The 12,914-nt window shown below is 72.3% G+C and carries 12 protein-coding genes; 5 read left to right on the top strand and 7 right to left on the bottom strand.

Annotated elements, in window-relative coordinates; all coding sequences use genetic code 11:
- The first annotated feature begins 205 nt into the window (after window positions 1-205).
- Window positions 206-1,897 carry a BCCT family transporter gene (locus tag FS641_RS08840; protein ID WP_144762842.1) on the top strand — a complete coding sequence of 564 codons (1,692 nt, stop codon included), beginning with the start codon at window positions 206-208 and terminating at the stop codon, window positions 1,895-1,897.
- Between the two features lie 85 nt (window positions 1,898-1,982).
- Here FS641_RS08840 and FS641_RS08835 read toward each other — a convergent pair whose 3' ends face one another.
- Window positions 1,983-2,540, bottom strand: a complete 558-nt coding sequence (locus FS641_RS08835) for a helix-turn-helix domain-containing protein (RefSeq protein ID WP_144762840.1) — start codon at window positions 2,538-2,540, stop codon at window positions 1,983-1,985.
- Between the two features lie 77 nt (window positions 2,541-2,617).
- On the opposite strand from FS641_RS08835, the gene FS641_RS08830 reads away from it, so the two are divergent.
- Entirely contained in the window at window positions 2,618-4,234 is a 1,617-nt protein-coding gene (locus tag FS641_RS08830; protein WP_144762838.1) for a bifunctional NAD(P)/FAD-dependent oxidoreductase/class I SAM-dependent methyltransferase, read from the top strand.
- A 71-nt stretch (window positions 4,235-4,305) separates the two neighbouring features.
- On the opposite strand, the gene FS641_RS08825 is transcribed toward FS641_RS08830, so the two are convergent.
- A complete protein-coding gene (locus FS641_RS08825) occupies window positions 4,306-6,132 on the bottom strand; it encodes a PIG-L family deacetylase (protein WP_186317662.1) in 1,827 nt (608 codons plus the stop codon).
- Between the two features lie 153 nt (window positions 6,133-6,285).
- Between FS641_RS08825 and FS641_RS08820 the strand changes: the two genes are divergently transcribed.
- Entirely contained in the window at window positions 6,286-6,609 is a 324-nt protein-coding gene (locus FS641_RS08820) for a helix-turn-helix transcriptional regulator (RefSeq protein WP_144762833.1), read from the top strand.
- Window position 6,610: 1 nt separating this feature from the next.
- On the opposite strand, the gene FS641_RS08815 is transcribed toward FS641_RS08820, so the two are convergent.
- From FS641_RS08815 to FS641_RS08800, 4 genes are read right to left on the bottom strand one after another with little or no spacing between them, the layout of a single operon-like run.
- Window positions 6,611-7,030 carry a Fur family transcriptional regulator gene (locus tag FS641_RS08815; RefSeq protein WP_144762831.1) on the bottom strand — a complete coding sequence of 140 codons (420 nt, stop codon included), beginning with the start codon at window positions 7,028-7,030 and terminating at the stop codon, window positions 6,611-6,613.
- Window positions 7,031-7,058: 28 nt separating this feature from the next.
- Window positions 7,059-7,976 (bottom strand): metal ABC transporter permease, encoded by a 918-nt coding sequence (locus FS641_RS08810; protein ID WP_186317661.1) that lies wholly within the window; start codon window positions 7,974-7,976, stop codon window positions 7,059-7,061.
- Entirely contained in the window at window positions 7,976-8,827 is an 852-nt protein-coding gene (locus FS641_RS08805) for a metal ABC transporter ATP-binding protein (protein ID WP_144762827.1), read from the bottom strand. Before FS641_RS08805 ends, FS641_RS08810 begins: the two co-directional genes overlap by 1 nt.
- Window positions 8,824-9,747 (bottom strand): metal ABC transporter solute-binding protein, Zn/Mn family, encoded by a 924-nt coding sequence (locus FS641_RS08800; RefSeq protein ID WP_144762825.1) that lies wholly within the window; start codon window positions 9,745-9,747, stop codon window positions 8,824-8,826. Before FS641_RS08800 ends, FS641_RS08805 begins: the two co-directional genes overlap by 4 nt.
- Before the next feature lie 140 nt (window positions 9,748-9,887).
- Between FS641_RS08800 and FS641_RS08795 the strand changes: the two genes are divergently transcribed.
- The gene (locus FS641_RS08795; protein WP_144762823.1) at window positions 9,888-11,477 is read left to right on the top strand and encodes a cell wall metabolism sensor histidine kinase WalK; all 1,590 of its coding nucleotides are present in this window, start codon (window positions 9,888-9,890) and stop codon (window positions 11,475-11,477) included.
- Window positions 11,474-12,172 (top strand): hypothetical protein, encoded by a 699-nt coding sequence (locus FS641_RS08790; protein ID WP_144762821.1) that lies wholly within the window; start codon window positions 11,474-11,476, stop codon window positions 12,170-12,172. The genes FS641_RS08795 and FS641_RS08790 overlap by 4 nt, the downstream gene beginning before the upstream one ends.
- Before the next feature lie 46 nt (window positions 12,173-12,218).
- Here FS641_RS08790 and FS641_RS08785 read toward each other — a convergent pair whose 3' ends face one another.
- Complete coding sequence (locus tag FS641_RS08785; protein WP_144762819.1) at window positions 12,219-12,854, bottom strand: hypothetical protein; 636 nt, start codon at window positions 12,852-12,854, stop codon at window positions 12,219-12,221.
- Between the last annotated feature and the right edge of the window lie 60 nt (window positions 12,855-12,914).

Below are 12,914 nucleotides of genomic sequence, written 5' to 3'. Positions count from 1 at the left end.
CGTCAAGGGCGGCCTCCTCGTCGGCACCGCCACCATCACCGCCAAGATCAAGTAACACCCCCCCCCCGATCTCCAGCTGCGCATGACAGCTGGACAGCCGATGCCCCGTCGTACCCGCGACGGGGCATCGTGCTGTCCGGGCCACTGGTCGGCGTCCGCGCACCTGCACAGGTGTACAGCAACGTCCCCAGGCACGATGGTCCGCATGGCAACGTCAGCTCCACCCGGCCCCCGCAGCACCACCCACCGCCTGGAGACCTGGGTCTTCTGGCCTGCGGCGGTCATCGTCCTCGGCTTCGTGGCGTGGACCCTCGTCGCCCCGTCCTCGGCCGAGGCGACGTTCACGGCGGTGCAGGGCGGCATCGTCCGGAACTTCAGCTGGTACTACGTCCTCGTCGCGGCGTTCTTCGTCGGCTTCTCGCTCTTCGTCGGCTTCAGCAGGTTCGGTGACATCAGGCTCGGCAAGGACCGCGACGAGCCCGAGTTCTCCACGGGCTCGTGGTTCGCGCTCCTCTTCGCGGCCGGCATGGGCATCGGCCTGGTCTTCTACGGCGTCTCCGAGCCGCTCAGTCACTTCGCCTCGCCACGGCCGGGCGTCACCGGCGACGAGCAGTCCCTCGCACAGCAGGCGATGACCCAGACGTTCCTGCACTGGGGGCTGCACGCGTGGGCGATCTACGTCGTGCTCGGCCTCGCCCTGGCCTACGCGATCCACCGCCGTGGTCGTCCGGTGTCGATCCGCTGGGCCCTGGAACCGCTGCTCGGGTCCCGGGTCAGGAGCGGTTGGGGCAACGTGATCGACGTCATCGCCCTGATCGGCACGCTGTTCGGTGTCGCGACGTCGCTCGGCCTCGGCGTGATCCAGATCGGCGCCGGGCTCGAGAGTGCCGGGATCGCCGAGAGCAGCACCGTCAGCCAGATCGCGATCATCGCTGTGATCACCGCACTGACGATCGTCTCGCTCGTCACCGGCGTGAGCCGTGGCTTGAAGATCCTGTCGAACTTCAACCTGCTCCTGGCGGCGGCACTGCTGCTGTTCGTCCTGGTGGTCGGGCCGACGCAGTACCTGCTGCGGGACTTCGTCCAGTCGATCGGGGCGTACCTGCAGGACTTCGTCGGGCTCTCGTTCAACGTCACCGCCCAGCAGGGCGCGGCCGGCGAGGCGTGGCAGGGCGCCTGGACGACCTTCTACTGGGGCTGGTGGATGTCCTGGGCGCCGTTCGTCGGCGTCTTCATCGCCCGCATCTCGAAGGGTCGCACCGTCCGCCAGTTCGTCTTCGGCGTCCTGCTCGTCCCCACCGTGCTGACCATGCTGTGGTTCTCGGTCCTCGGCGGCGCCGCGATCCACCGCGAACTGGACGGGTCCGGCGGGCTGGTCGGGAGGGACGGCTCGGTCGACGTCGAGGGGTCGCTGTTCCAGCTCCTCGCCGGACTGCCGGCCGGTGCCGTCCTGACGTTCGGCGCGATCCTGCTCATCGGGGTGTTCTTCGTCACCTCGTCCGACTCCGGCTCGCTCGTGATGGCGATGATCGCCTCCGGCGGCGACATCGAGCCGAAGAACTGGCTCCGGGTGTTCTTCGCCGCGGTCACGGCGCTCCTGGCCGTCGCGCTGCTGCTCACCGGCGGCCTCACCGCCCTGAAGACCGCCGCGATCATCACGGCGCTGCCGTTCAGCGTGGTCCTGCTGCTGACCTGCTGGTCCACCCTCATCGCGTTCACCCGGGAGCGCCGCGCCTACGACCGGGCGGAGCGGGAGCTCCTGCTCGAACGGGTCGGTGAGCACTACGGCCTCGAGGTCGACGGTCCCGCCGAGCACGGCGTCGGACCCGGCCTGAGTCGGCCGTGGCGACGTCGCACGCGTCGACGGCAGGACGAGGACGCGACCGGCGGTCGCTGATCGCCACCAGCGACGGACGGGAGGCACGGTGCCAGCTGGCACCGTGCCTCCCGTCCGACCGTGGGTACGCGATCCGCGCGCGGGCTCACTGGTGCACGTGTGCGCGCTGCCCGTCGCGGTCGAACACCTGGATGAGCTCCGCCGGGGCGTCGATCGCGGTCATCGCGTGCGGGGTCATCGTCGAGAACTCGGCGGCCTCGCCGGTCGCGACCTCGATGCGTCGGTCGCCGAGCCAGAGCAGGACCCGTCCCTCGAGCACGACGAACCAGTCGTGCCCCGGGTGGACGCGCTGCGTGGGCGGCGGCGCGTCCGGCTCGAGTCGGGTCTTCATCGCCACCGTGCGCCCGTCGACCCGGTTGAGCTGCCAGGTCGTCCGACCACCGGAGCGGTGCTGGACCGGGCGGATGACCACGTCGTCGTCGGTGTCGGCCTCGAACAGGACGTCGAGGCTGACCTGCAGGGCATTGGCGATCGGGACGAGGACGTCGATGCTGAGCGCCCGCTTGCCCGTCTCGACTCGGCTGATCGTGGACGGGCTGAGGTTGGTCCGCGCCGCGAGTTCGTCGAGCGACCACCCCATGGTCGCCCGGATGCTCCGGAGTCGGGTGCGGGCGAGTTGCTCGACCGTGGTCACGTCGTCCATGCCGACATCGTCGCAGCAATCTTGCTGATCCTGCAAGTGGTATCCCAGTTACCGGCAGAAGCTCCTAGCGTGGAGCCATGACCGATCACGCGTCGCACTCCTCCCCCGCTCCCGCCCGTCCGATCGTCCGCCGCGTGGACGTCGCGGTGCTCGGTGGCTCCGCGGCCGGCCTCGCCGCCGCGCTGCAACTGGTCCGCCAACGCCGGTCCGTCGTCGTCGTCGACGACGACACACCGCGCAACGCCCCGGCCGCGCACATGCACGGGTACCTCGGCCGCGAGGGCGCTGCACCCGGGGCACTGCGCGAGATCGGCCGCGACGAGGTGCGCAGCTACGGCGGCGAGGTCCTGCGTGGTCGCGCCCTGTCCGTCCGGCAGGAGGACGACGGCTTCCACGTCGCCCTGTCCGGCGGTCACGAACTCGTGGCACGGCGGGTCCTCGCCGCGACGGGCATCGTCGACGAGTTGCCCGCGATCGACGGACTCGCCGAACGCTGGGGCCGCGACGTCATCCACTGCCCGTTCTGCCACGGCTTCGAGGTGCGTGATCGCCAGGTCGTGCAGATCGTCGTCACACCGATGGGCCTGCACCCGACCTCGGTGATGCGGCACCTGACCGACCGGCTGACGGTCGTCGTGCACGACGACACCGGGTTCGACCCCGCCGCGATCGCCGCGGTCGAGGCTTCCGGCGTCCCCGTCGTCGTCGCACCGGTCCGTCGCGTGACGTCCGGCACGGAGACGGCGCTGTCGATCGAGCTGGTCGACGGCCGGACGCTCCCGGCCGACGCCGTCCTGACCGGCGTCGGGTTCCGGGCGCGCGCCGAGGTGCTCGCCGACGTCGGGATCACGACCGTGCCGCACGCGAGCGGACTCGGTGACGTCGTCCAGGTCGACCCCACCGGACGGACGTCGGTCGACGGTGTCTTCGCGGCCGGCAACCTCACCGACCCGGGCCTCCAGGTCCTGCCGGCCGCAGCCCACGGCAGCTGGGTGGGCGCGCAGATCGCGTTCAGCCTGGCGGCGGACGACGTGCAGACCGGTACGCGGCCCTCCGGACCCGAGCAGGAGTGGGACGCTCGCTACGGCGGCGCCGAGCAGGTGTGGAGCGCGAACCCGAACGGCACGATGGTCGCCGAGGTGACCGGGCTCACACCGGGCCGCGCGCTCGACGTCGGCGCGGGCGAGGGCGCCGACGCGATCTGGCTCGCCGAGCACGGCTGGACGGTCACGGCGGCCGACGTCTCCGGCACCGCCCTCGCACGGGTGCGTGACGAAGCGCAGCGCCGCGGCGTGGACGTCGCGTCGGTCCAGGGCGATGCGAACGGGCTCGCACCGTTCGGCGACGACCGCTACGACCTCGTCTCACTGCAGTACGGGTCGTTCCACCGCACCCCGGACCAGCGCGGCATCGCGAACCTGCTCGCCGCGGTGGCGGACGGCGGCACCCTGCTCGTCGTGGGCCACGACGTGCACGGCTCGGGCCACGAGCACGACCCCGGCGCGGGGACGTGGATGTTCGACCACGCCGCCTTCGTCGGCGTCGACGCCGTGGCAGCGGCGGTCGAGGACTCCCCCGCCTGGCGCGTCGACGTCCGCGAGACCCGGCCCCGCCCGGCCGGCGCGGTCAGCGGCCACCACGTCGACGACGTCGTCCTCCGTGCCGTGCGGATCGGCCCCGACCCGGTGGCCTGAACCCGCCGGAACGACCGACGGGGTGCGCTGCCGGTGGCCGCGCACCCCGTCGGGCTCTCCTCGACGTCCGGTCAGGAGCCGAAGGCCTCCAGCTCCGCGAGCCCGACGTTCTTGGTCGTGCCGCTGACACCGGTCACCGTGACGGTCAGCGACGACACCGACCGCGGCGGGAACGACACCGTGGTGGCGCCACCGGCGTTGTCGAGGGTGCCGACGGGGACGGAACTGCCGTCCGGGAAGGTCAGCGTGGCGCTCGTGACCTGGTCGTCGCTGTTCGGCCGGTCGTACAGCACGACGCGGCCCACGGTCACCGGGCTGCCCCACGTCAGGCGGAGTGTCGATCCGACGCCGCCGCCGTCCGTGGCCCACTCGGCGCTGGCCACGCCGGGGTAGCCGTCGACCACGCCGTCGATCGCCTTGTCCGCCGTCTGTCCGGTGGCGGAGCTCGCCGACGACGCGTCCGCGGTCGCACTGCGCGCGAGGTCGGTGTCGGGCGTCGTGCTCGGCGGCGTCGTCGTGCCGGACCCGGGGGTCCACGCCTGCAGCTCGGCCAGGCCGATGTTCCGCGTGGTGGCGCTGGTGCCCGTCACCGTCAGACGCAGGCTCGTGATCGACCGGGCGGTGAAGTCGACCTCGGTGGCGCTGCCGTCGTTGGCGAGCGTCGGCACCGGCACGGTCGACCCGTCGGAGAACGTGAGCGTGCCGGCGGTGATCTGGTCGTCACTGTTCGGCCGGTCGAAGAGGACGACCCGGTCGATCGCGACCGGCTCCATCCAGGTCAGCTGCAGCCGGGTCCCGACCCCGCCGCCCTGGGACGCCCACTCGGCGGAGGCGTTCCCCGGGTAGCCGTCGACGACGCCGTCCGTGGCCTTGACGGCGCCCTGCCCGTCCGCGGTGTTCTGCGAGGACGCGGTCACCACGGCAGCCGCGGCGGCGTTGCCGTCGGCAGCACCCGGGCCGCTGCCGCCACCGCTCGGCGGTGTGAGGTCGGCGACCGGGTGCTGGCGCGGCAGCCACTGCTCCTCCGGCTTCCCGGCGCAGGCGCTCGCGGTCTGGCAGATCTGCGAGTCGTACGGGGCGTAGGTGTAGTAGGCCGCCGACTTGGCGGCGAGGTCGGCGCCGGAGACGTTCGTCGGCAGTTGGACGGTCGGGTACCCGAGGTAGGGCGTGATCGGCACGGTCGGGGCGACGGCGTCGCGCGCACGGAGGGTCAGCTGCCCGACGGCGTGGTGGTCGCTGTGGTCGTCGTCCGACCCGAAGGCGTGGACGGAGTCCTGCGTCCGGATGACCGTCGGCGCGGCCTTGGTCAGGAGCGCGCCGATGGTGTCGACGATGCCCTGCTCCGTGTAGGTCTGCGGCGAGGAGTCCACCGTGGTCATCGTCGAGATCCACCCGGTCATGAGCTGTTCCATGCTCTCGGACCCGGTGGCGCCGAACCCGGTGCCGTCGATGTTGCCGTCCGGCAGACGGAGGAAGACGAGCTGCACACGCGGCAGGGCCTTGAGCGTGGCCCGCAGGACCGAGTGACCGCCGGCCGTCTGGCGCGCCGATGTCCACCGGTTCGCCGTGCCGGTCATCTTCGCGTAGGCGGCCTTGATCCCCGACTCCCGCGCGGTCGAGTAGGAGCTGCCGAGGCCCGCGTCGCCGGAGGTCACGTACACCGTCGTGGTGCACCAGCCGGCTGCCGAGACCTTGCCCAGGATGTCAGGGTTCATGAAGAACAGGTCGTCGTCCGGGTGGGCGATGACGGTGATCTGGGACCCTGCGGCACAGGTCGTCGCGGCTCGGGCCGGCCCGGTCCCGACCGCGATGAGCGCGGCCGTCATCGCGACGACGAGGAGGAGGACGGCGAGGACCCGCCGCCAGGGGGTCCGCAGAGCGGTGGTCGCGTTTCGCATGCAGGTGATCCCGGGTGTCGGTGCGACGTGGAGGCAGCCGCGGTCGTCCGAGCGAACCACTGCCGCGGCCCGCGCACCAGGCGTCGACGACGACCGTGCGGCTTCCCGCAGAGGACGGCGGGCCTCGCCGGAGCAGCGCCGTAGCATGGCTCCATGACCCGTCGCCGCGACCTCGCCGCCGCCGCGGAGCTGTTCAAGGTGCTGTCCTCCGCGTCACGGCTCGAGCTGCTCGCGCACCTGTCCGACAGTCCCGAGTCCGTCACGGGGCTCACCGAGCTGACCGGCATGTCGCAGCCGCTCGTCTCGCAGCACCTGCGGACGCTCCGGAGCGCCGGACTGGTCTCGGTCGAGCGACACGGCCGCGACGCCGAGTACCGCCTGCTCGACCACCACGTCACACACATCGTCGGTGACGCGGTGGCGCACATCGAGGAGGGCCACGACCGCCCGGCGTTGGCGGAGGGCACCCACTCCTAGGTCAGACCTCGCGCTGCCCGTCCGGGCCGGTGGCAGCACGCGCCGCGTGGCAGTCGCTGCACACGCCGAAGACGTCGACGACGTGGCTCGGCTCGACGAACCCGTGTTCGGCCGCGACGGCCCGAGCCCACTCCTCGACCCCGTCGGCCTCGACCTCGACCGTCTTCCCGCACACGCGGCAGACGAGGTGGTGGTGGTGTTCGCCCGGCGTGCACGCGCGGTAGAGGCTCGAGCCGTCCTGCTGCATCGCGTCGGCGTCGCCGCTGGCCGTCAGGTCGTTGAGGGCGCGGTAGACGGTGGCGAGCCCGATGGTCGAGCCCTGGTCCTTCAACCGACCGAACAGGGTCTGCGCGGCGACGAACCCCTGGGCGTCGCTGAGCGCCGTGCGGACGGCCTCCCGCTGCCAGGTGTTGCGCTGCATCCCGTCCTCCTCGTGCTCCGACCGGCGATCAGTGTGCCACGGGAGCCTGCGTCTGCGCAGGGACCGTCGCCGCCGGCACGTCGACGGCGGGACGGCGCCTCCGCCGGCCGGTCCGTCGACGGGCGACCACGCGGCACACCACCCAGATCGCGAACGAGATGCTCGTGACGTACGGGCTGATCGGCAGGCCGCCGCCGAGGGAGAGCAGGGTCCCGCCGACCACGCTGACGACCGCGAAGAGCACGCTGAGCAGCGGGACACGGATCGGGTGCACCGTCACCGAGAGCGCCGCGGCAGCCGGCGTGACGAGCAGGGAGAGCACGAGGAGCGCTCCGACGATCTGCACCGAGACGGCGGTCGCGAGACCGAGCAGCACCATGAAGACGAACGCGAGCGCCCGGACCGGGATGCCGCGCGCGGCGGCGACGTCGGGGTCGACGCTCGCGGCGGTGAGCGGGCGCCAGATCACGAGCAGTGCGATGACGACGACCGCCGAGATGCCGAGGAGCCAGCCGAGCTGTGGGTCGTCGACGGAGACGATCTGCCCGGTGAGCAGCCCGAACTTGTTCGCCGCCCGGCCCTGGTAGAGCGCCAGGCAGAGGATCCCGAGGCCCAGGCCGAACGGCATGAGCACGGCGATGACCGAGTTGCGCTCGCGTGCGCGGGAGCCGAGCAGCCCGATGAGCATCGCGGCGACGAGGCTGCCCGCGAGCGACCCTGCGACGACGTTGATCCCGAACAGCACCGCCGCCGACGCCCCCGCGAAGGACAGCTCGCTGATGCCGTGCACCGCGAAGGGCATGTTGCGCGACACCACGAACGGGCCGATCAGACCACCGACCAGTCCGAGCACGGCCCCCGCGAGGACCGAGTTGCGGACGAGGACGACGAGTTCGCCGAAGTCCTGGAACGAGAACAGCGTCGACCAGAGGTCCTGGACGTGCATCAGTGGTCTCCCTGTCGTGGGACGCCGTGTCCCTGGCCTTCAGCCTCTGCGGACCCGACGATGACCACGCGGCCCATGGTGCGGACGACGTCCACGGGCGTGCCGTAGAGGTCGGTCAGGACGTCGGAGCGGAGCACCTCGTCGGGGGTGCCGATCCGGAAGCGACCGCCGGCGATGTAGAGCACCCGGTCGACGACGTCGAGGATCGGGTTCACGTCGTGCGTGACGAACAGGACCGCCGCCCCGTCCCGGCGCCGCTCCTCGTCGATGAGCTCGGTGACGATCCGCTGGTGTCGCAGGTCGAGCGAGATGAGCGGCTCGTCGCAGAGGAGCAGCGCCGGCCGGGAGGCGATGGCCTGCCCCACCCGGGCCCGCTGCTGCTCCCCACCGGAGAGCTCGGCGACCGGGGCCTCGGCGAACGCCCGGACGCCGACCCGGTCGATGACGTCCTCGACGAACGCCTGCTCCTGCCGCGACAGCCGCCCGATCCCGAACCGGTGCCCCTGCACGCCGAGGGCGACGAGGTCGCGGGTCCGGAGCGGGGTACCGGCCTCCATCAGCCGCTGCTGCGGGACGTACCCGATCGCCCTGCTGCCCCGACGCACGGGGGCGCCGAGGAGCGCGACGGTGCCTGCGGTCAGCGACTGCTGCCCGAGCACGGTGCGCAGCATGCTCGTCTTGCCGGCGCCGTTCGGTCCCAGGACGGCGATGAACTCACCGGCCCGGACGTCCAGGTCGAGGCCCGCCCACAGGCGACGGTCGCCGTAGGACAGCCCGGCGTCCCGGAACGCGAGGACGGGTGCGGGGACGGCACCGGCAGTACCGTCCCCGGATCGCTGCGCGGTGGTCACTTCGCGAGCGCCGCCTTCACCGCGTCGATGTTGTCCTGCTGCCACTGCACGTAGTCCTTACCGGAGGGCAGCGTCTCGGTGACGCCGACGACCGGCACGTCGTTCTGCTCGGCGGCCTTCTGCACCTGCTCGGTCTCCGGGCTGGAGGTCTGCTCGTTGTAGGCGAGCAGCTTCACGCGGTCCCCGCCGGAGACGAGCTTGATCGTGTCGTTCAGCGCGGCCGGCGGCACGTCGTCGCCCTCCTCGATCGCCTCGGAGAACGCCTCCGGGGTCGCGTTCACCAGACCCATCGCGTCGAAGAGGTACCCGGGGACGGGCTCGGTGTAGGCCACGCGGTCGCCGGCGTACTGCTGCTTCACGGCGGCCGTCTGCGACTCGAGGCCCTCGAGCTGCTGCTTCAGGTCGGCTGCACGGCCGTCGAACGTCGACTTCTTGCTCGGCGCCTCGTCGCCGAGGTCGGCGGCGACCTCGTCGACGAACGTCACCATCGTCGGGTAGCTGTAGAACACGTGCTCGTTGAACTCGTCCTCGCCGGGCTTCTGCAGTCCGGAGAGCTTGACGACGTTGATGAGCTTCGCGTCGCTGTCGGTCGACTTCCGGAGCGTGTCCATGTAGTCGTCGTACCCGCCGCCGTTCTCGATGAGCAGGTCGGCCTTCGACACGGCGAGCTGGGTGCGGGGCGATGCCTCGAACGAGTGCGGGTCCTGGGACGGGTTCGAGAGGATGCTCGTCACGTCGACGTCCGAGCCGCCGATCGCCGCGACGATCCCGCCGTAGACGTTCGTCGACGCGACGACCTTGATCGTGCCGGAGTCCGACGACGACCCCGACGACGACCCCGAGCCGCTGGCGCAGCCGGTGAGTCCGACGGCGGCGAGACCGAGGACGGAGACGGTGGTGATCAGGGGCCGCTTGCGCATGGTCCGGGGTACTCCTTCAGCTGGTGTACGACCGGGGCCCGGCCGTCGAGTACCGACGCTAAAGACGAACGATAACCATTGTCAAAGAAGCATCCGTGCATGGACGCACGGTGCGCACGCAGGCGTGCCAGCATTGCCGCATGCGGATGCACCTCGACCACGACGACCGGGCGGGGCAGCGGGCGTTCCGCAACCAGCTCGGCGTGGTGGCGGGCATCATGCCCGTCGTCGCGTTCGTCCTCGTGGTCGACCGGGGCTCGGTGTCCACGCTGGCCCTCATCGGGACGGCGCTGCCGCTCGCGGCCCTCGTCGCGACGGCAGCCGCACCGCCGTCGATCGACCCGAGGTGGTTCGCCGCGGTGCTCGCCGCCGACGTCGCGTCGATCGCCTTCATCCGGGGCGACGTGCCGTCGATCGGCGTGAGTGCGCTCTTCACGCTCCCGGCGCTCTGGTCGGGCTACGCCTTCGGGTTCCGCGGCGCCGCCGTGACGAGCACCGTCGCCGTGGGGTTGCTGTGGTTCGGCGCCCCGGGCGAGTGGATCGCCATCGACGCGGACGACACCGCGCGCCTGGTCTCGCTCCCCCTCATCATCGCCGCGGTGAGCGGCACGGCGGCGGCACTCGCGCGACGCGGGCGTGCCCGCCAGGAGCTGCTGCACGCCCAGACCGAGCTCCTCCGCCGACGCCTCGCCGAGGTCGAGGCGCGCGAGGAGCTCGTCCGGGCCGTGCTCGACTCCGTGGACTTCGACGTCCTGGCCTTCGACGACGCCGGCCGGACCACGGTCACGAACAGCGGTCGCGGCGGCGGTGTCGGGCTGGACGACCTCGCCGACTGCACCGCGGCGACCAACCTGCAGACACTCGTCCGCCGGACGCTGGAGGGAACGGAGCTCGAGGAGGTGCTGGTGCCCGTCCGACGTCCGGACGGGGTGGCCAGGACCTACACGGTGAGCACCCGGCTCCTGCCGGACGAGGGCGGTGGGGGCGGTGTCCTCGTCGCGCGGGACGTGACCGCCGAGCGGAGCGCGCTCGAGGCCCGCGACGACCTGGTGTCGAGCGTGTCCCACGAACTGCGCACCCCGACGACGGCGGTGCTCGGGTCGGTCGAGCTCGCCCGCGAGGTCGAGGGGCTCCCCGCGGACGCGGAGCGCCTGCTCGACGTCGCATCCCGGAACGCGGAACGGCTCGTCGAACTGGTCGGCGGGATCCTGACGGCGGCGCGCGAGGAACAGGTCGACCTGGTCCTCGCGCCGTGCGACCTGCTCGACGTGATCGACGCGGCGGTCGAGGCCGCGGAGCCCGCCGCCCGGGTCGCCGGGGTGGAGCTCCGGATCGGGACGGCCGACGCCCCGGTGCGGGTCGTCGCCGACGCGTTCCGGATCCGGCAGGTGGTCGACAACCTCGTGAGCAACGCCGTCAAGTACAACCACGACGGCGGGTGGGTGGACATCGGTGCCCACGCGGTCGGCGACCGGGTGTGGCTGATCGTCCGTGACGACGGGGTGGGCATCGCCGACGCCGACCAGGACCGCCTCTTCGAGCGCTTCTTCCGCGCGGAGAGCGTGCGGAGCACGGGGATCCACGGCACCGGGCTCGGACTCCGGATCAGCCGTCAGATCGCCCAGCGTCACGGCGGCGACCTCGCCGTGACGAGCACCCTCGGCGAAGGGACCACCGTGACGATGACACTGCCGGCCGCGGGGCCGGAACGGACGGGGGTCCGCGCATGAACCCGGTGCTGCTCTGGACGTCGATGGGAGGCGGTGTCGCGCTGCTCGTGTCGGTGCTCGTCGCGCGGCGCTCCGGTGCACCGCGTGGCGACGTGCCCCGGACGGCGCTCGAGGGCGCGATCGGCTTCGTCGGCGCCTTCCTGGTCCTCATCGCCGCGGCACTCCTCGCCCCGTCCGCCACGCGCGTGCTCGTCATCTGGCTCGTCGTGCTCCTCACGGTCGCCCTGGTCGTGACGATGCTCCGGGTCCGGCCGGCGGTGTCGGACGGCGCTGTGGGGACCGTGCCGCAGCGTGCGGAGGCGCTGCCGACCGCGACCCGGCTGCTCGACCGCGCCGACTACCACCAGGAGTCGGTGGTGCGGGTGTCCCTCACGGTCGTCGACGCCGACCGACTCGCGACCGCGTTCGGGTCCCGCGCCCTGGAGGCGGCGCAGTCGATGCTCGCGCGGGCACTCATCGGGGTGGTGCCGCCGGACGCGCCGGTGTGGACCGAGCACCGGGACCGGGTCGTCGCCCTCGTCCGGCAGGACGAGTGCGACCTGACGGCGTGGCGGACCGAGGTCGAGATGGCGCTCGTCGCCGCGACCACCGGCTCCGACCTCGTCCCCACCGTGCCGAGCGCGTCGTGGCGGACCACGTCGACGGACGACCGCGGCTACCGGCTCGACGACCTCGAAGCGGACGAGGACCGCTGACCGCATCGGCCGGCACGACTGCGGCCGTCGCGAGTGCCGCCGACGGTCAGCCGGCGCGCGGGAGGTCGACCGACAGCGTGTCCGTCGCGGTCTGCTGCGCGGTCCCGCTCGTACCAGAGGACTCGGTGAACACGAGCGTCACGATCGCCCGGAGCCGCGCGGCGTCCGCCGGGGCAGCGCCGAGCACGAACGTGCCGGACCACGACTGCGGTGCCTGGACGGCGTACCCCTGTCCGTTGGCCTGCTCCGCCGGGGAGGCGTCGGCAGCGACGTCCGCCCCCGAGCGCGACCGGTACGAGACGTCGACGGCGGCCCGGACCAGGCGGACGTCCGACCCGCCACCGGAGGTCGTGACCGACATCGAGAGCGGCTTGTCCGCCCCCGGCGTCCACTCGTCCATCGGCAGCGTCGACCAGTAGCGGACGTCCACGGTGAGGTCGCCGGCCTGCAGGGTCCGGCTCGTCGCGCCGGTCGCCAGGTCGCCGCCGACGGGGTCCGACGTCGACGACGGTGACGGGCGGGACGACGCCCTGGTCGACGGCGAGGAGGACGCCGTGGCGGAGCCCGACGCGGCCGTCTCCCACGGAGGCGTCCCGCACCCGCTCAGCGTCAGGGCCGCTCCGGTCGCCAGGGCCAGGAGCGCGACAGCGCGTCCCGTCGTGGTGCGCAGGATCCCCGGCATGTGCGGCCCCCGTCCGTCCAGAGCGGATCTTGAGGTTCCGCTTGGCCATGGTAGCGCTCG

The sequence above is a fragment of the Curtobacterium sp. 9128 genome (assembly GCF_007673775.1).
GTDB lineage: Bacteria > Actinomycetota > Actinomycetes > Actinomycetales > Microbacteriaceae > Curtobacterium.
This window is presented reverse-complemented; position numbering and strand designations above follow the sequence as displayed.